21 protein-coding genes and 1 pseudogene are annotated in these 18,594 nt (G+C 36.5%); 6 read left to right on the top strand and 16 right to left on the bottom strand.

Features of this window, described 5'->3' with window-relative positions:
- Window positions 1-202 precede the first annotated feature (202 nt).
- The 3 genes and pseudogenes from QWY91_RS18485 (at window position 203) to QWY91_RS18475 (ending at window position 3,207) form a co-directional block, all read left to right on the top strand.
- Window positions 203-778: a BfmA/BtgA family mobilization protein gene (locus QWY91_RS18485; RefSeq protein ID WP_290236976.1), complete on the top strand. Its 576-nt coding sequence runs from the start codon at window positions 203-205 to the stop codon at window positions 776-778.
- Window positions 741-1,774, top strand: a pseudogene (gene mobB / locus QWY91_RS18480) (MobB family relaxase). The gene QWY91_RS18485 and the pseudogene mobB overlap by 38 nt, the downstream one beginning before the upstream one ends.
- Window positions 1,771-3,207, top strand: coding sequence for a type IV secretory system conjugative DNA transfer family protein (locus tag QWY91_RS18475; protein WP_290236975.1), 1,437 nt, complete (start codon window positions 1,771-1,773; stop codon window positions 3,205-3,207). Before mobB ends, QWY91_RS18475 begins: the two are co-directional and overlap by 4 nt.
- A gap of 211 nt (window positions 3,208-3,418) precedes the next feature.
- Here the strand turns inward: QWY91_RS18475 and QWY91_RS18470 are convergent, their stop codons facing one another.
- Window positions 3,419-3,751, bottom strand: a complete 333-nt coding sequence (locus tag QWY91_RS18470; RefSeq protein WP_290236974.1) for a YegP family protein — start codon at window positions 3,749-3,751, stop codon at window positions 3,419-3,421.
- A gap of 418 nt (window positions 3,752-4,169) precedes the next feature.
- On the opposite strand from QWY91_RS18470, the gene QWY91_RS18465 reads away from it, so the two are divergent.
- Window positions 4,170-6,182, top strand: a complete 2,013-nt coding sequence (locus tag QWY91_RS18465) for a sensor histidine kinase (protein ID WP_290236973.1) — start codon at window positions 4,170-4,172, stop codon at window positions 6,180-6,182.
- 94 nt (window positions 6,183-6,276) lie between these two features.
- On the opposite strand, the gene QWY91_RS18460 is transcribed toward QWY91_RS18465, so the two are convergent.
- The 9 genes from QWY91_RS18460 to QWY91_RS18420 all read right to left on the bottom strand — a co-directional run bounded on the left by QWY91_RS18460 (window position 6,277) and on the right by QWY91_RS18420 (window position 12,631).
- Window positions 6,277-6,846 (bottom strand): hypothetical protein, encoded by a 570-nt coding sequence (locus QWY91_RS18460; protein ID WP_290236972.1) that lies wholly within the window; start codon window positions 6,844-6,846, stop codon window positions 6,277-6,279.
- Between the two features lie 227 nt (window positions 6,847-7,073).
- Window positions 7,074-7,667 carry a HEAT repeat domain-containing protein gene (locus tag QWY91_RS18455; protein WP_290236971.1) on the bottom strand — a complete coding sequence of 198 codons (594 nt, stop codon included), beginning with the start codon at window positions 7,665-7,667 and terminating at the stop codon, window positions 7,074-7,076.
- Window positions 7,668-7,920: 253 nt separating this feature from the next.
- On the bottom strand, window positions 7,921-8,067 hold the full coding sequence (locus QWY91_RS18450; protein WP_290236970.1) for a hypothetical protein: 147 nt from the start codon (window positions 8,065-8,067) through the stop codon (window positions 7,921-7,923).
- 30 nt (window positions 8,068-8,097) lie between these two features.
- The gene (locus QWY91_RS18445) at window positions 8,098-8,307 is read right to left on the bottom strand and encodes a hypothetical protein (protein ID WP_290236969.1); all 210 of its coding nucleotides are present in this window, start codon (window positions 8,305-8,307) and stop codon (window positions 8,098-8,100) included.
- On the bottom strand, window positions 8,304-8,879 hold the full coding sequence (locus QWY91_RS18440) for an NAD(P)H-dependent oxidoreductase (protein ID WP_290236968.1): 576 nt from the start codon (window positions 8,877-8,879) through the stop codon (window positions 8,304-8,306). The genes QWY91_RS18445 and QWY91_RS18440 overlap by 4 nt, the downstream gene beginning before the upstream one ends.
- 70 nt (window positions 8,880-8,949) lie before the next feature.
- Window positions 8,950-9,771 (bottom strand): helix-turn-helix domain-containing protein, encoded by an 822-nt coding sequence (locus QWY91_RS18435; protein WP_290236967.1) that lies wholly within the window; start codon window positions 9,769-9,771, stop codon window positions 8,950-8,952.
- A gap of 51 nt (window positions 9,772-9,822) precedes the next feature.
- Window positions 9,823-10,800, bottom strand: coding sequence for a helix-turn-helix domain-containing protein (locus QWY91_RS18430; RefSeq protein ID WP_290236966.1), 978 nt, complete (start codon window positions 10,798-10,800; stop codon window positions 9,823-9,825).
- Window positions 10,736-11,608 carry an SDR family NAD(P)-dependent oxidoreductase gene (locus tag QWY91_RS18425; RefSeq protein WP_290236965.1) on the bottom strand — a complete coding sequence of 291 codons (873 nt, stop codon included), beginning with the start codon at window positions 11,606-11,608 and terminating at the stop codon, window positions 10,736-10,738. The genes QWY91_RS18430 and QWY91_RS18425 overlap by 65 nt, the downstream gene beginning before the upstream one ends.
- 279 nt (window positions 11,609-11,887) lie before the next feature.
- Window positions 11,888-12,631, bottom strand: a complete 744-nt coding sequence (locus QWY91_RS18420; protein ID WP_290236964.1) for an SDR family oxidoreductase — start codon at window positions 12,629-12,631, stop codon at window positions 11,888-11,890.
- Between the two features lie 109 nt (window positions 12,632-12,740).
- Here QWY91_RS18420 and QWY91_RS18415 point away from each other — a divergent pair, with 109 nt between their 5' ends.
- Entirely contained in the window at window positions 12,741-13,097 is a 357-nt protein-coding gene (locus QWY91_RS18415) for a winged helix-turn-helix transcriptional regulator (protein ID WP_290236963.1), read from the top strand.
- Window positions 13,098-13,635: 538 nt separating this feature from the next.
- Here the strand turns inward: QWY91_RS18415 and QWY91_RS18410 are convergent.
- The 5 genes from QWY91_RS18410 to QWY91_RS18390 form a co-directional block, all read right to left on the bottom strand.
- On the bottom strand, window positions 13,636-14,367 hold the full coding sequence (locus QWY91_RS18410; RefSeq protein WP_290236962.1) for an NAD-dependent epimerase/dehydratase family protein: 732 nt from the start codon (window positions 14,365-14,367) through the stop codon (window positions 13,636-13,638).
- A 43-nt stretch (window positions 14,368-14,410) separates the two neighbouring features.
- Window positions 14,411-14,836: an ArsR/SmtB family transcription factor gene (locus tag QWY91_RS18405; protein ID WP_290236961.1), complete on the bottom strand. Its 426-nt coding sequence runs from the start codon at window positions 14,834-14,836 to the stop codon at window positions 14,411-14,413.
- A gap of 147 nt (window positions 14,837-14,983) precedes the next feature.
- The gene (locus QWY91_RS18400; protein ID WP_290236960.1) at window positions 14,984-15,205 is read right to left on the bottom strand and encodes a hypothetical protein; all 222 of its coding nucleotides are present in this window, start codon (window positions 15,203-15,205) and stop codon (window positions 14,984-14,986) included.
- A 67-nt stretch (window positions 15,206-15,272) separates the two neighbouring features.
- Window positions 15,273-15,551, bottom strand: a complete 279-nt coding sequence (locus tag QWY91_RS18395) for a type II toxin-antitoxin system RelE/ParE family toxin (RefSeq protein ID WP_290236959.1) — start codon at window positions 15,549-15,551, stop codon at window positions 15,273-15,275.
- Window positions 15,552-15,553: 2 nt separating this feature from the next.
- Entirely contained in the window at window positions 15,554-15,793 is a 240-nt protein-coding gene (locus QWY91_RS18390) for a hypothetical protein (protein ID WP_290236958.1), read from the bottom strand.
- Window positions 15,794-16,247: 454 nt separating this feature from the next.
- On the opposite strand from QWY91_RS18390, the gene QWY91_RS18385 reads away from it, so the two are divergent.
- Window positions 16,248-16,739, top strand: a complete 492-nt coding sequence (locus QWY91_RS18385) for a hypothetical protein (protein ID WP_290236957.1) — start codon at window positions 16,248-16,250, stop codon at window positions 16,737-16,739.
- 273 nt (window positions 16,740-17,012) lie between these two features.
- On the opposite strand, the gene tnpC is transcribed toward QWY91_RS18385, so the two are convergent.
- Window positions 17,013-18,563 (bottom strand): IS66 family transposase, encoded by a 1,551-nt coding sequence (tnpC, locus tag QWY91_RS18380; RefSeq protein WP_290233132.1) that lies wholly within the window; start codon window positions 18,561-18,563, stop codon window positions 17,013-17,015.
- Window positions 18,564-18,594: the final 31 nt, after the last annotated feature.

The following is an 18,594-nucleotide window of genomic DNA, read 5'->3' as shown; positions in this document are numbered from 1 at the left end:
TGGAATGTCTGGAAATTTGGGTCCCTGCGGGACGGAAATTGAAGAGCAAGAGGGTGACACGCAAAGCGGTGTCTCAGCTGCCAATTTCTATGCAAACAACTAATAATCAGCTATTTAAATATATTTTATTTATACTGATTTTCAGGACTTTGCAGCAAAACCCTTGGAACCCATTGTAAACAGGCACTTTTTTGCAGTAAAAATGAAGAAATTTTCAACATACGGGTTTTCAGGGATCAATATCAAAAAAGATATTGCCGAGCGATTTCGGGCATTTTCCAAAGAAATTTCCAAATCACATTCGGAAACCCTAGAGGCGATGTTGAACTTCTTTAAATGGAACAATCTTGACCCTAATGATAATCTTGGCGTAAAAACGGATGCGACCAAAAAAAGGATTAATGCCCTGATTGCTATTGTACGGAATATTGAAAAGCAACAGACCCTGCCAACCAAGGCGATGCTGGACACGCTATTTCAAGAAATAAACAAGGTAGACGAGGAAGAAAAAGAAGTGGAACAGTTTGATTTTGGAACGCCGGAAACCCTTTCAAGAGATACCGAACTAGAGCATTACAAAAAACGCTATGACCAGATGCTGCAAGAACTGAGCACCTACCGAAATAACACGAAAAACCTACTGAAACATTTAACCTATGTGAAAGGAACTTTTGGGAAGGGATATTACAAGCTGAATATGAATACAGAAGAATTAGAAGAACTTCAAAAAGAACTCGACAATGTACATCACCATCACCGCTCAGAAAGTGCAGGGTAATTATGCACAAAGTGCTGCCGATTTTGTGGATTACCTGGAAAAGGAAAATGAAGGCAAACCGCTTCCCGAACTGGAACATTTTTTTGATCAGCAGCACGATGAAATAACTGCCGAAGAAGTCATCCGGGAAATCGATGGCAATACAGCCAAACTTAAGAACAAAGAGCCCAAGTTCTATTCGATTACCCTAAATCCAAGCGGTCGGGAACTTAAAAGTATTCAGGATTCCCCGGAAGCCCTCAAACGCTATACCCGGGAAGCAATGAAAGAATACGCCAGGGCTTTTCACCGGGAAATCGATGGTCGTCCGGTGGCTATTACGGATATTAAATATTATGCCAAGGTAGAACGCCAGCGCACGTTTAAAGGTACCGATAAACAGGTGCGGGAAAATCAGCCCTATGCAACGAAGATTTTGGCGTTGAAAAATGATATCCGAAGTATCAACCGGGGGGAGCGCGTTGGGAATACTAAGACACTTCAAAAGGAAATCCAACGACTGGAAGCAGCAGCACCCCATCAATTGGGCGGAAAACGTATCGTGCGGGGAATGGCCAAACCGGGACCGCAGAGCCATATCCATATCATCGTCAGCCGAAAGGATGCCTCCAACCGGTACAGCCTTTCCCGGGAAGTAAGCACAAAGCCTCGGAAGTAGAAATGCACGGAAAGATGGTTAAACGAGGTTTTGACCGTAATGCTTTTATCAAAAATTCAGAAAAAACCTTTGATCAACTATTCCGTTATAAACGAAATTATGTAGAAAGCTATACCGCCCGAAAAACGTTTCTTAAAGATCCGAAATTGTATTTTTCTACGATCACCAAGCTCCCGGCCAATGAAAAGGCAATGGCGTTTAAATTATTACAGCAATCAGGAGTGAATACGGCGGTATTAAATATCCCTACAAATAAATTTCAACTGGCTATAAAAGCGCTGAATCAATTGAAAAAAGGGGTGGGCAAGGCGATTGAATCAGGATCGATTGGGATATGAACTGGCAATGGGAACATATTACCCTTTATATCATCGTCCCAGCTTTGTTCGTGGGTGCGGTGGTATACGGACTGTTTTTCGCGGAACGCAAAGTACCAAAGAATAAAAAATACCAGGTGCGTTTTCAGTTGAGTAACGGACATTTTAAAGCGGATAATATCCGTCGGGGTGCCTCCATCATTGGATCGGCAGGAAGTGGAAAAACCGAAAGTGTGATCTATAACTTCTTGCAGCATTTTAGTCACTATGGTTTTTGTGGGGTGATCCACGATTATAAAGATTTTGAACTCACAGAAATGGCCTATCCCCTATTCAAAAATAAAAACTTGAGCTTCTATACCATCGCTTTTGATAAAATCCATTACCGGGTCAATCCTATTGCCCCAAAATACTTGCCTAATGAGGAAAGTGTGAATGAGGTCTCCCGGGTGCTGATGGAAAACCTGTTGGAACAGAACCTCTCGGCAAACACCGGTAGTAATAAGTTTTTCTCGGATGCCGTGGAAGGCTTACTAAGCGGGATGATCTGGAAGATGAAAACCGCTTATCCTGATTGCTGCACCTTGCCCCACATTATTGCCCTGTTTCAAGTGGTCAGTACTAAAAAACTGGTGGCATTTTTAAAATCAGATTTAACCTCGCTCGGTATGGCCAGTGCCTTTATCAATGGAATAGAATCAGAAAAACAGACTGCCGGGGTAAAAAGTACCCTGGCCAATGCCTTTAAAAAGATCAGCTCCCAAAAGCTGTTCTATGTGCTCTCCAAAGATGAAGTGCCTTTGGATATCAACCACCCGGAACATCCGGCAGTGGTATCACTGGTGAACCATCCAAAATATGATGGGGCTTATTCTCCCGTTATTGCAATGATCATACATACGATGATCAAACAGATGAGCATACGGGGACGCGAAGCTTCTTTTTTACTCCTGGAAGAAGCGTCGACCCTCAAACTGCCCAATATGCATCGCATTCCGGCCACGCTGCGCAGTTATGATATTTCTACGGTTTATGTGATGCAGGACAAGGTGCAGAACGATCTGTTGTATGGCGATAAAGCGAGCAAGGCGATCCTAAGCAACCTGTCCTACCAGTTTTTTGGGAAAGTGAATGACCCCGATACGGCTAAATATTATGAACGCTTTTTTGAGATCATCAAAACCCCGACCAAAAGTGTTAGTAAAAGCAGTGGACTTAGTTACGAAAGCCGGATTACCAAAGGGGAAAAAGAAGTCTCCAAACGAAGGGCTGATGCTTTTTTTCGATTGAAACAAGGGGAATTTGTGGCCTTTGCCGATGGGAAGGATAAAAAGGTACGGTTTACACTTCAAGATATGCAAAGGGAAATTCCTATTGCTAAGGCGAACATCACCCCAGAAGATTTACTGTTCCATCAGCAACAGATTTATAATGATATTAGAAGAATTTTGTAACTAAATTACTGACGAAGTAGATTTATAATTTTCAGCAGTAGAATACGCTGTACAAACAACTTTATAAAGCATAAAATCAAAAAAAGAATTAAAGCTTAAGATAGATTTTAGTTTATAATACCACGATCAGCTTAGTCAAAATATTATAGCAAAAAAAATGCCTCTTAAAATGTATAAAGAGACATTCTCAAATATTATTAAAAAGCAATTACTAAGTTAAATCCTCTGTAGGCGCATCTGGAGCGTCACGTTTAACTGCTTCAATACCATTATCACGTGCCGCTGCTGTGGTATAGGTTTCACTTACACCGATGATTTCCCCATTGGTAGCCTTCAGTACAAAATAGTATTGATTATTAGTAGCCAGCTTTCGCTCATAACGGGAATCATAAGGTGCATTAGCTTTAACGGAAGCTATACCATTTTGACACCCTTGTTTACTTGTGTAGCCTTCACCTTGAAGGATAATTTCACCATTTCTGGCACGTAAACGATAGCGAAATTCGCTACCAGATTTATACATTTGGAATTTTGGATTTGTCATAATTATTTGATTTTAAAGTTTAAACTTATTTTGTTTGATTAAAATTTAAGTTCAAATTTCAATTATCCTACTCAAATTTCCTTATGGTTTTCCGTAATCAAACCTTATTAAAAAACTATTTCAAATTTATCTATTCTAAGGTTCTAAACTTTTTATTTCAACTCCATCCACTTTCAACTTCATTTTCACCTTAAAATACGTTTTAGGAATCCTTATTTTCAGAAAACGCAATATCATTATCAAAAAACCGCGTATACTCACCCAACGAACCCATCCCGAAAATAAGCACTACTATAATTTTCTAAGAATAGGTATCAATCAAAAGGAGAAATTCAACTAAATCATTTTGCATAATCATCGATTAAGTGAGTTTATACTTACTTTTTTAATAAAAAAACAGTATTTTACAATAAAAACTATGAAAACTCCGCCCATTCCATTCAATGATGCTGAGCGATCTAGAGAAGCTTCTGAGTATGATAAGTACACTATAGAGGAAGAAGATCTGAATTTTTTAAGTGCTATGGTTGCCGAAATCTGTAACACCGATAGCGCTCTTATATCCCTTATTGATAAAGAAACGCAATACATTCAATCCACTTTTGGGATGGAACTGGAAGTACGGGAATTTCCCAGGGAATTTACCTTTTGCGCTCATACCATCAATAATGTAGATCATCCTACCGTTGTAACCGACGCCAGAAAAGACGAACGATTTAAAGATAATCCCTTTGTTACTGGTGAAAATCCGGTGATATTTTATTCCGGCTATCCGTTAATAAATAAAAACGGTTATGCTTTAGGAACCGTTTGCGCCATAGGCGGAGAGCCAAAGGAATTAAGTGAGGAGCAGAAAAACAAATTGGTTTTACTCTCCAAACAGGTAATGAATGTACTGGAACTTAGAAAACAATCGGAAGTTCTTACCCAAACCAATAAAGAACTTTCTAAGTTAAATAAACGATTTCAGTACATTACCAATAGTACAAATATGGGTACTTTTGAATGTGATATCACCGATTATTCACTCGAAATTAATGAAGCCTGGTGGACAATTACAGGCTATCCCAATGAACAAAACCCTTCTTTAGAAAAATTCCAAAAGCTGGTTCATCCGGAAGACCTTTCTGGCTTAAAGGAGAAAATTAAAAAACATTATAATGATAAGGATCGTTTTGAGTATCAGTTTCGACTTTTGCACAACAATGGCAAATACATCTGGATAAGTGCTAATGCCCAATTTAATTTTGGTGCAGATAAAGAGGAACCTAGTCACATTTACGGAACACTTACGGATATTACCAAACAGAAAAATAAAGAATCTGAAGTTCTTTATAGGCAAAAACTTCTGCAATCATTATATGAGCTCTCCCCAATTGGCATTGCCCTTAATGATTTTGAAACAGGGGCATTTTTAGAATTGAACCAAAAACTCTTAGATTCTACCGGTTACACCCGAGAAGAATTCTTAAAATTAAATTACTGGGAGGTCACCCCGAAGGAGTATGAACTGCAAGAAGCACAACAGATAGAATCGATGAACGAAAAGGGTTCATATGGTCCTTATGAAAAAGAGTACATTAAAAAGAACGGGGAAAAATACCCTGTTGTTTTAAGAGGTATTTTGGTAGAAGATATCGACGGACAAAAAAAGATATGGAGTTTTATTGAAGATATCTCTGAACACAAAAAAGATGAACTTGAAAAGGCACAGCACTTAGAAAAGATTCAAAGTTTATTACAAATAAAAAACGATCAAAACGAACGGTTAGAAAACTTTGCCCATATTGTTTCCCATAATTTACGCTCCCATTCTAGTGCTATCAATACGCTAATACATTTTATGCAAGAAGAGAATACTACGTTAAATGAAATGGAAACATTTAAATATTTAATTCAGGCAGCATCAAATCTCGAAGACACCATTGAGGATTTAAATGAAATTGTGGAAGTGAATTTATCAGACCCTAAAGATTTTAAACCAATTGATATCTATCCATTGATAAAAAAGAATGTGGAAAGTGTACTTCCACTGGCCAAAGAAAATGGCTTAGAAATCGTTACTGATGTTGAACCGAAAACCTATATGATTGGGGTACGCTCCTATTTAGAAAGTATTTTTCTAAATTTTATGACCAATAGCATTAAATATAGTGCTGTAGACCGGGATAGCTATCTCAAAATTTCTGCGCAATCGGAAGGAAATTTTACCACGGTAGTTTTTGAAGATAACGGACTGGGAATAGAAATGGACACCTATGGCAATAAACTGTTTAAAATGTATCAAACCTTTCACAGCCATAAAGATGCCCGAGGCATCGGACTGTATATCACCAAAAACCAGATAGAAACGATGAACGGAACTATTGAGGTAAACAGTGAAGTGAATGTAGGTACTACTTTTAAAATTAAAATCCCTAATAAAAAATAAAGAATAATCCTCTTAGAATCAAATTTTAAAAAGTTCAAGTAGTAGTGCTTTTTTCCAAAGTCTAATAAATCAGTATGAAACAGAAAACGCAAAACTATATCGGTGAAACTCCACTCGGCATTAAGTATTGATTATTATTCCCGTTTTTATCGATGATGAAGAATATCCCGGTCACTTGTGGATCACCAATGGTAATAAAATACCATTGTTCTCGTTCGAATTCCATTGGGCAGGTGGATAACCTTTTCAATCCTGCACTTAACGGAAGTCGATTTTTTCCGTCAACGATTTCCCTCCCTAAACCTTTATGTACGTATTGAAAATCAGCTGTATTTTCAATCCACCAATAGTTACCTTTTTTGTGGAATACAATTTTATCTAGTGGCTCTGGTGGTCGCCCTTTGGGGTGATCAATTATACAGCTAGTCACATAATTTACCTTGTATTTAGCAGGCAATCCATTTCCGCCGATGGAATCTACAGTAATTTTTTCAATGGTTACCCCGTTTATAAAATCTCTATTTGTCGAAATATAGTTTTCGGTAATTTCAATTTTTGGAGGCTGCAAGGATGTAAAAAACTGGTATAATAGAACTCCTGAGCCAAGTACTAAAATGAGCACGACTGCACTTATTATTAATAATATCTTTTTCCAGGGTTTCATTTTGATTTCCATAAACAAATGAATACCTATAAAAATAGTATTTCTTTTCAGGGCTAGCTATATCGGAATATTATTTTTTATAGCCTTTTAGAGACTTGTATGGGTATTTCCAATCTAGATCTAACATAGGTTTACCAGAAAATATCTTTTAGCATTTTTCAATTATTACCTATTAAGGCTGTACTAAATCTTAGTTTCTATTGCTAATAATTGCGATTGGGCCAAACTTATTTTTGAATTAATTTTTTTAGATCACCAAACCGTGGATCATTAACCCAATGAGATATTTCCCGGTCTACGACCTCCTGGTGCTTTTTTCGAATATCCCGTAAGGAATTTCCAATAGAATTTCTTAAATACTTATTTTCATTCTCCCGGTGTTCGCTTATCAGGGCTATCGCAACTTGTGGATTTTCTTTAAAATAAGGTCTACCTGTCCATATTCTTAGCCCTTCGATAACTGCTCTTTTAGTATTGGGGTTGGGTTGTGATAGCCACTCTTTAATAGTGGGTAGACTCTTTTCATAACCCAAGCGAGCACAAAAGTGATCAAAGGCTTTGGCTAACATTTCCTGAACCCTCCAATTCTGGTCCTGCGCCACTGTTGTTCTCAGGATTTCTAAGGCTTGTGGATGATCGGTTGAAAGTTCCCCTAGCATATAAGTGCCCAACATTCTTACCTGATAACTTTCATCTGTCAAAAATTCTTGTGCGAGCTCTAAATGATGTTGACTCTTATCGTTTAGGATACTATTTCCAGCTTCTATGATATGTTTGAAGCCGTGTTCAATTGTTTTAATATGTGCAAGGATCTCTTTCATTGGTTGAAGTGGCTCCTTCCCTACCGATAAAGGACTGGCAAGAAGCTTTAGGTTTATACTCCTAAAATTAATTAAAATCATTTATTTAAATAGTATAAAAATGTTCTATGTCCTGATATAATGAACTCTAAGGAATAACAAAAAATGATTTTCAATTGCGACAGATATATTAGCTTGTAGTCATTAGAAAATTCGCTCCTTCCCATCGTAATAAATTATTTTATCTAAATTATTGGCAGCTGGGCTTTTTCTATTATTCCCAAGCCATAAATCCTTCATAAGCAAAATACAGTAATAATATATACAAACTGTATTTTAGAATTTTTTTTGCTACTTTATAACCCTTAATAAGAAATGGATTATAGGTCGTTTTATCGAAGATGTTTTTTCTCTGATTCATTCGTTTTTGTTTTAGCTATTTTGAAATTTTCTAATGTAGTTCTTGGCAATGAATTTTTTGAGACTTCAGGTAAGAAATGGTCTCGTCCCTTTGAACCCTACTAACATCTAGGCGTAAAATATTATCGCTGTCTTCAAGATCAAAATTCCACTTTCCATCCACAAATATTTTGTCAAGCTGAGACTTTAGTCGATGCACCAGTTCTTTGGAACTAACCGAAGTTTTGAAGACATAAATCATTCTACGAATAGAGATTTTATTTGATTCGTCCATTCTTCAATAACTTCGGAATTTGCCCTGTCTGCTTTGTCAAAGAAAAAATGCTGCTTCACTTCTAAACCGCAATAAGAATAAATACCTTTATCGGATGTTAACGAAAGAGCCGTGTCCATTCCCAAATTGTGATATTCGGTACGTGATTTCCCGTGTGTATTAATGATGACGGTTTGTTTGTCTACAAGTAAGCCTTTTTGAATACCCTGGTCATATTGATAAGCGAAGCCATAACTGAAAACCCGGTCGATGTAGCCTTTTAGTATCGCAGGTAAACCTGTCCACCAAATCGGATGTATAAATGTAATACAATCTGCCCATACGATATAATTCTGCTCAGTTTTTACCTCTTCATTAACCCGTCCTATTCGCTGGCCTTCCATATCTTCCAGTGAAAGAACAGGATTAAAATTCAATTGGTATAAGTCCCTAAGGATTACTTCGTGTCCATTTTGGGTAAGGTGTTCTGTAACTACTTTTTTCAGATGCCCATTCAAACTTTGCTCATTAGGATGAGCATAAATCACTAAATGTTTCATTTTCTACTTTTTGATTTGTTATAACAAAAGTAGAATGTTGCTTTTCCCTAAAATTGTAAGAAAACGAAAATCAATGTATAGGATTACAAATATCTTGTTGGAATTTCAGGTATTTTGTGGGGCTAAGATTTAGGTAATGTTTAAAGTCCTTAATAAGTTGGCTTTGGTCGTAGTAACCACAATTATTGATGATAGTAAACCAATCTTCCTTCGAAGCCTTTGAAGCAATATTTTCAATATATTCAATGGCTTTTAAAAATCGTTTATAGCGGTTAATTTCTTTTACCGAATACCCGAAATATTTTTTCTGTTTAATTTGAATATTCCGCTTAGTTTGTTCATTATCAATAGCAATTGCTTTAATAGGATTTAGCGACTGCCCTTTAAAATTTATTAATTGTTCAGCTATTTTGTCCCGTGGTTGTAAATAGGATTTGCAAAACTCAAGGATATAGTTTACCTGTCCCTCTGCATTATCATTTTTTTCAAGTTCATACCACAATGAAGTAAAGCAATTTTCATCCAAGAGTTCATCAGGATGTATTGGTGAATGATTAGCTAACGAAATATTGCCAAAGAACCGATAAAACGCATCGTCTTTGAAATTGGCAACCAAAATTTTTGATTGGGGTGGTAACGAATATTGAAATGCTTTTCTGATTGTTCCCAACACAAGACATTTGTCCATTTCTATTTGCGTATTTTGTTTGGAATTGAATAATGCTTTTGTTCCGAAATTGAAAATGAAAATGGTTTGATAAGAAGGTAATAACGTTTTTGTTATCGTTTCATTGGATTTATTTTCGGCACAATAGAAATGAGAAAATATGTTTTTAAATTCTGTCGGAACAGCTATCCTGAAATTGTTGTATGTTTCACCGTTTTGTTTCATTCGCCTTATTACTAAAGGTATTATAAATTTTTTTGAGTGGTAATATTTTTTTCAATTAAATGATGCTCGGAATTGTAAAGGTGTTTGTTGCGTATTCCTTTTAAACATCGTACTAAAGGATTGAGGGTATTCAAATCCTAAATCATAGGCTATTTCCTTTATACTTAAATTGGTAGTCGAGAGCAGTTCTTTGGCTCTTTCTACCAGGGATTCTTGAATATGTGCTTGCGCATTTTTACCGGTGATATTTTTCAAGAGATCACTTAAGTAATTGGGAGAGAGATTGAGTTTTTCGGCAAAAAAATTGACGGTTGGAACACCCAATTGTGTAGCCTCGCTTTTTAGATATGCATCCATTAATACTTCCATTTTTATTACGATGTCGTTATTGATGGAACTTCTCGTTAGAAATTGCCTGTTGTGAAAACGCTTTGCGTAATTGAGAAGCAGGTCAATATGCGAAACTATTAAATCCTGGCTATAATAATCAATATTAGTTTTTATTTCTTCCTGTATTTGATGCATCAGGGACATAATAACCTTGTCCTCTTTTTCAGAAAGGTGAAGTGCCTCTGCGGTAGCATAAGAGAAGAATCCATAATTTCCAATCTTCTTTCCTAATTCATAATGACGTATAAGGTCTGGTTTAAAAACCATCATATATCCAGACACAGGGTCATCTGTAGGATTCGTAACAGAAAAGATTTGACCTGGTTTGGTAAAACTCATTATGCCTTCATCAAAATCATAATCCCCTTGACCATACCGAAACTTGCCGGAAGCACCTTTTTTAATGGCTACGCAATAGAAATCATAATAAAAGCTGCTCCAAATTTTATTGGCATCGAATTTTATATGCTCAAAATCAATCACGCTTATTAAAGGATGGATTGGTGTTTGCAAATTGAATAACCTATGAAGTTCAGCTATGGACTCAATTTTATATGGAGCAGCTTTTTTCAACTTATTTTTTCTTAAAATCAGTAGATAAAGATAAGGTTTTCCATTCTTCCATTTCTTTCTTTTCATTTTTACGAACTTCTACAATGGCGCTATAACTATCAGAACCTAATGGAAGGTGCAAAGGAGGATTGGGCATTTCTGGAAGTTTAATGACGACTAGTGCTAATTTTTTAGGATTTCCCAATTGTTTGCCATCCAACCCCGTAAACTGTTCTACCTGTGTATCTAAATTATAGGCGTCTATTTTATGTTGCGCCACATTTAGGGTGTCCTCATTCATAAAATTGGTGCGAAAGGTTCCTGGTACCAAAATGGTCACCTTAATGCCAAATGGCCTAACTTCTTGTGCCAAAGCCTCGGATAATCCTATAACTGCATATTTGGAAGCACTGTAACTTCCATTGCACGGATAGCTCATATACCCCATCATCGAAGCAGTGTTAATAATATGTCCAGATTGTTGCCTTCGTAAATGGGGCAACACGTATCTAAGGATATGAGCCATTGCAAAAACATTCACATCCATTGTTTTTCGAAACTCGGCATCACTTAGTTCTTCCATATTCCCCAACAGGTTATATCCTGCGTTATTGACTACAACATCTATTCGTCCAAATTTCTCTATGCCTTTTAAGATAGCGCTTTCTACGGCGGTTTCATTGGTGATATCCAATTTTAACGGGAGCAAATTATCCTCGAGTTGTAATTTTCGTTCTTTTAGGATAGCGTTAAGCTCAATTTTTTCTAAAAGCGTGTCCGTATTTCGAGAAGTTGCAATGACTTTATCGCCATTTTTCAAAACTGCTTTTGTGATTTCAAGTCCCATTCCTTTAGAGGCGCCGGTAATCAACCAAACTTTTTGTGTACTCTTCATAATTGTTTTTTTACAAAACTATAGGGTACATCGCTTTAAAAAGTTTGCAAATCAAGGATAAGCGTATTTAAATTCAAGATCCTGCTAATTGCCCTAGGCTTTGGTCTTAGCCTTCTATTTAAATTCTATATATTTTTTAGTCCTTAGTTCAAGTTCATTGATGATCGGTCTAAAATCGTAAGCAAGATGGTAGGCTAACTTACACCTGCCAATGGAATAACAAAAACCACTAACAGTTTTATTGTCAGCGGTTTTTATTGAATAAGATGTTTAGCGAGATTATTTCATTAAGTTGTTGATGGCACCACCATCTACCAGCAGTTCTGTTCCTGTAATAAAACTAGCTTTGTTAGAAGCTAAGAACAAAACAGCGTTTGCAATCTCATTGGGATTGCCCAATCTTTGTAAAGAGGTGGTGGAAGCTAAGTAATCCTTTGCTTCGCCGGATACAACTCCATCAAGACCTTCGGTTTGCGTTGGTCCTGGGCTTACGATGTTTACCCTGATTTTCCTTGGCGCTAACTCATTGGCAGCAACCTGGGCAATTTTATTGAGTGCTCCTTTGGTTGCAGCATAAACACTTGATTCTAGACTGGCCGCTGTTGCTACAGTTGACGAAGTAAATAGTACAGCTCCACCATCGTTAAGATGAGGAAGTAATTTTTGTAACGTGAAGAAACTTCCTTTTACATTAGTGTTGAATTGAGCATCAAAATCGACTTCAGTTACCTGCTCAATAGAATTGAATACCGCTATTCCTGCATTTAAAAAAAGTACGTCTATTTTGCTTCCGCTTTCTGCCACTGCTTTTTCTAAAACAGTAATCCCTGATAAACTGGAAGTGTCTGAAACCACTGTTTTCAGTTTAGCACTGCTAAGGTTTTGTGCTGCTTTTTGCAGGTTATCGGCACTTCTGCTAGTTATCCAAACGCTTGCTCCTGCCTCGATAAATGCTTTTGCTGTTGCAAAACCTATACCTGTGGTTCCCCCCGTAATCACTACATTTTTATTGGTAAAATCCATTTTTTTTTAATTTAGTTATGTTTATGGGAACAAAGGTAAATTAGGGAAGTTATTTTAAGTAACTTTGTGTCTAAAAATAACAGTAACACCGGTGTAACAAAGTAACATTATGAATTGTCATACAAATGATTTTGGAAAGGAACACAAGAAAGAAATGAGAGCCGTACAGGATTCAATGGACGTATTGAGTGGAAAATGGAAAATACCTATTCTCTCCTCAATGTGTTATTACAACCAAAGGCGTTTTTCCGATATTTTGAATGACATCGATGGGATTTCCAACAGAATGTTGAGTAAAGAATTAAAGGAATTGGAAATTAACCAATTGGTCAAACGTAAAGTTTTAGATACCCATCCCGTGACTGTTCAATACCAACTTACTGAACACGGAAAATCACTAAAAACCATCATTAACAATCTTACAGATTGGGGAATAGCACATCGAAAAGTGATCATTGGAAAATAAGCTTTACCTGAAATCTAGAATGGCCAACTGTTCTTTTGTTTTTGTCAAATACAGGATACGGAGAAGCAACCCTAAACAGCCTTAATTTCAAATATAAATCCACTTTTTGTAACCCATATGACTTCTAAACGTACACTAAAAAAGTAAATAACAGCTACGCCTTCAGAATAAGTTCAAAGATTATCCGGATTATAAAATTTTTCCCGTTCACTGCCCTATTCTTCAGCACTAATACTGAAGCATTTTTAATTTCTAGAGAAGCTTTTTCAATTTCTGGGGGTTGCAGCGAAGTTAAAAACTGGTATAATAGAAATCCTGAACCAACTACCAAAATGAGCACGACTGCACTTATTAATAGTATCTTGTTCCAGGACTTCATTTTGATTTCCATACACAAATGAATACCTATAAAAATAGTATTTCTTTTCAGAGCTACCTATATCGGAATATTAATTTTATAGCCTGTTAGAGATTTTTCCCATTGTTATGTATTGAAGTTTTAAAACACCTTTTTATCGGATGCATTCCCCTCGCTGTTTTATTCTTTTACAAGGTTAAACAATTCAAACGCATCAGCTTTTGGTTGATATCCAACTTTTTCTTTTGCTTCCGATATATCCAATCGTTTATATCTGTTATCTGATATGGCATTCAGAACTTCATATTGTAACTTTTTTGTTTCGATACACCCAATCAATAATTGATTAAAGTCGTCAGGATGTAAAAAAGCACTTAAATCTCTTGCATTCATTTCGGTAAAGTCTTTTGGAAATTCGTAAGCTCCAATTCTCAAACAAATCGCAGAAATACCATTATTATACGCGTGATAGGCTGCTAAAGCCTCTCCAAAACATTTTGAAACTCCGTAAATGTTTTTTGGCTTTACGAGCATATTTTTGTTTACCTGAATATCAGTCGGATAACTTTCGATGGTCTGGGCACTACTGGCAAAAATTAGTCTTTTACATTTTGCTTCTACGGCTGCTTTAAATATATTTTGAGTTGTTTTTATATTGGTCTCCAAAATTTCGTCAGATTCTGAAATCGGATCGACTATTCCTGCCAAATGGATAACGATGTCCATTCCATCGCACAGTTTAGAGCACACTGAAAAATCCATCAAATCTGCCTTTTCGATTTGCACATTGTCCGTAAAGACATCATTGTCAGTAACAATATCCGCAACAGTTATTTCATATGTATGGTTGAAGTTTTTGACAAAATGTTTTGCTATTTTTCCTAATCCTCCAGTAATTAATATTTTTTTCATTTCGTTATATTTAAATATATAGATATGTTCAGATAATTTTTTTTTATTTTAGAAAGTCTGAATATTCTTTTATTAGTTTTTCATTTCTTTTTAAGTATGAAAATTTTCCGTGTCTTATCATAATAAGTAATCCGCACTTTTCCATATTTGTCAAATAATTTGAAATAGTAGATTGTGAAAGACCTGATTTATTTTTGATGCTCGTTACGCAAACTCCATCATCAAAATTCCTTAACGAGTCGTGTGGCGGGAAATTCTTATTAGGGTCTTTTAGCCACTCCATAATTTGAACTCTAGTTTGGTTTGATAAACACTTCCCTATTTCTGTGGCCAATTTTAAATTCATTTCACAAACATATCGATATTTTCCGATATATAAAAGTATCGATACATATTTCTTAAATATGCTACAACTCATATATAAACCAAAAAAGGGTTTCTTTATATACATTTTAGCTAAAGTACTCATCCAGCCGATTTTAATTATTTCTATAGAAGAATCTAATTTTTGAATAAGATCGGTTTTAACCTTAATAGACCATTCTGTAAGTAAATACCCAAAAAGTTGAGCTAATTTCTTTTGGCTGTTTTTGAAATGACAATTTTCCCGCTCAATTTATCTATGTTTTTGCATAAAGGTGTCGTAATCTGTTACTTCACCATTTTTAATTTCTAGAGAAGCTTTTTCAATTTCTTCAGGTTGCTCCACAGATAAGCTATCCCAAAAGTCTGGGCTTTGTTCTTTTTGGAAGATCTTTTTTATAGACTCAATTATTTTTGGATTTTCAGTATCTAAAAGCATTTTTGCAAAGGCTATTTTTTCAGCCTGAATATTCATCGCTATCTATTTATAATCAAAAATTTAAACTATTATTGAAGTTTTAATAAATTACAAAAATCAATTTCTAATTATTAGCTTTGGTACAAACCACATTTAGGATATACACCATCTCATTTTGGTGTTTATAAAGCAATTTGTAATCCCTAACGATTATTCTGCGATAGTTTGAGAAGATTTCATCTTGCTGGTACTGCTCTGCAAATACAATTTTTTTGGAAGCCTCAATGATATCTTTTCTAACGATTTTTCTGGCAGCGGGTAGATCTTTGTACCTATAATCTAAAATGCTTGTAAGCGCTTCTCTAGCTTGTCTTGTCCAAACTACTTGAGTAATTTTGCCCAACACTAATTCTCTTCTTTTTCAAATTCTTCAGCGGTAATAAAATCTCCCTTTTCTATTTGACTTTCAGCAACATCTAAAGCCATTTTATAGTCTTGACGAGTCATAGGGGTGCCATCTGGATAGTAGGCAACCACTTCATTTTTAAAATAACCTTCATATAAGGCATCTACCATTTGAAGAAAACGTACATCTACCGTCTTAATAGATTTTTTCCATTTTTCCCTTAATTCTGTGGCTCCCATAATCTCAGCTTTTATTACAAATATAACAAATCTCTTGAATCCTGTACTCAATGTTTGTTAGCGTTAGTTAATATTAAAGTTGAAATTTTTAGTTAATGTACTAATCTGATAGATGATCTTAGAAATTCTTAATAGCTAAGATCAATAATATTTTGCGCTTATCTTTCCTTCTTAATCTAACCAACAACCTATTACCTTTTCTTTCTAAAATTTTTAAGACCCTTATTAGCAAGTCTCCAAATAGTTCAGTTATAATAGAAAAACCGCTTGAAGCAACTTAGTTGAGTAAGGTTTTCGGACCTCTTAATTCCTAAAAGATAACCAGCGATAGTCCGAGTATATTTATTTACACACGTTTATATACTACACATAAACAACAAGTTACAAATAAAATTCAATTCTTTTTACTATCTTTAGTTCTCAAATACCATCATCAATACTAATTGGAAACTGTATGAAATACTTACTTAGTTTAATATTTTTTTTGACCGTTTCAATCAATTCTTTAGCTCAAGTACAAACAGATGCTCCTGTTAAATCTATTGACGGAATTATTGATGAACTACTTGATCAAATAACCATAGAAAAAGGAGAACAGATGGATACAACAGCCATTAGAAATTTATTTCATCCCTCTGCAATATTCACTGTTGCTGATTCTACAATGGCTGAAACGGTATCCCTTGATGAATTCCTTAGTCTTTTGAAAGACCCATACTATGAACAAGGATATCTTGAAAAAGAAATTCATAAAGTTGTCGATGAATACAATGGAATTGCTCAAGTATTCCAGAGTTTTTATGGTAAAGATTCTGAAGGTACTGAAGAAAAAGGAATAAACAGCTATCAATTAACTTACTATGGTGAACGATGGTGGATAGTGAGCCTCTTATGGACTATAGAATCTAAAAGTGTGGGTATACCTGCAAAATATGGCGGAGAATAAGTAAAATACTGCGGTAAAAGACTATAAGTAATTCTTGTTTCTCCCCTATCCTAAATCTAACTATAACCCCCTAATGCCCATTACGGTCTCCCTTAAAATACTTCCAAGAAGCTCTATTACCCCATAAACAAACACACCAATCTTTACTTATATAAACCGCTATAAATGTTATTTTTTAAAAATTACAGGCTAGTACAACGTATGCGGCCCACCAACCACATCTACTAACTTAGCATAATTTTATTTACCGGATTCCCTTCTTGTAAACTTGATCTAAACTTGCTGTAATTTCTTGTAATTCTGTGGGTAGAGATTTCGGATGTTCTTATGGTTGATGGACATAATATTCTCTAGGGTATATTTAAGCCACTCAAATGGATTCACCTCGTGCTTTTTGCAGATGGCAAAGAAGGAATAGATTCCTGCGGCTCTTTCTGCTGCTGAATGAGAACCTGCAAACAGGTAATTTTTTCTGCCCAGTGCCAATGGCCTGATGGCATTTTCCACTAAATTATTATCGATCTCCAGAATACCATCAAAAAGATAGGCGCTAAGTTGGTCCCAACGATCCATAGAATACTTGAAGGCCTTTCCGATAGGACTTTTGGGAAGGATTAGCCGATGCTTCATCTGATCGAACATCCATTTGCCAAATTCATTGATGACAGGCAGTGCTTTTTCCAATCGCAGGGACTTACGCTGCTCCGGGCTTAAGTTTTGCTCTCGTGCCTGGGCTTCTACCGCGTATAGTTTCTGGATAAAGCCCAATGCTTTTTCAGCGCGCTCCCTATCATTATCTTTTGCCTTGTCAAATTCCCTTCTGGCGTGGGCCCAGCAGTTCAGGTGGGTAACCCCTTCACGCTTGCCGATTTTATCATAAGCGGCATAGCCATCACTTTGAAGGTAGCCTTTAAACCCGGCCAATACATGATCGGCAGCCTCACGGCTACGCCCGGGCCTGTAATCAAAGAGTACGCTGCCATCCATGGGACAATGATGTACCCAATAATACCCTTGATGTGTTTTTCCTTTTTTAGCGGGATCCATTACCCTTATGGGGGTTTCGTCACTTTGCAGATATCCTTTGGAGCGAATATCCTCCAGTAGGTGTTGGTAAAGGATATCGATGATTTTAAGGCTTTGCCTGGTCCAGCCTTCCAGTGTGGAGGAGGCTATGGGGATATCCGCCCTTTTAAAGCGTTGCAGCTGTCGGTAGAGCGGGAGATGGTCCTGGTACTTATCGACCAAGATCGAAGCTAGGAGTCCGGCCCCCGGGATTCCCTTTTCGATCACCCGCTCGGGAAGTTCCCCGATGATTACTCCTTCTTTATTGGTTGGAGCATACTTATAGCGGATGTAGCGTTTAATATAGTATCTGGCAGGCTCGTATTCCAGCTCGTCGGTCACTTCCTTGCCAATACAAACCATATCGGTAATATCTTCTTCAGGATAGATCTCGATCTCTTTGACCTCAAGATGCTCCGGAAGGGCCATTCTTCCTTTGTGGTTGGAAGTTTTTTTGCGACGCTGGCCACTGAGCTTTTCTTTTAACCCGGATTCTTGTGCCGCTGCCTTTTGGGGCTCCATTTCAAAGGGAAGGCCCAACTGGTTCTTATCCCCTTCGAAACGTTCCCTTTTTTGGCCAAAGGCCAGACGTTTGTAGTACTCCACCTGGAATTTCAGGTCAGCAATCTCATGCTGTGCTTTTTTAACTTCTTGCTCCCTTTTGGAAACACTTTTTTCAGCTTTTCCCCTCTTTTTCGTCTCCTTCTTCAGGAGGACCAAAAGCTGATCTTTAGTAAGGTTTTCTAAGGGTTCTTGCATGGGTTAAAGATACAAAAACAGACCTGTTAAA

The organism is Zunongwangia endophytica (assembly GCF_030409505.1).
GTDB lineage: Bacteria > Bacteroidota > Bacteroidia > Flavobacteriales > Flavobacteriaceae > Zunongwangia > Zunongwangia endophytica.
This window is presented reverse-complemented; position numbering and strand designations above follow the sequence as displayed.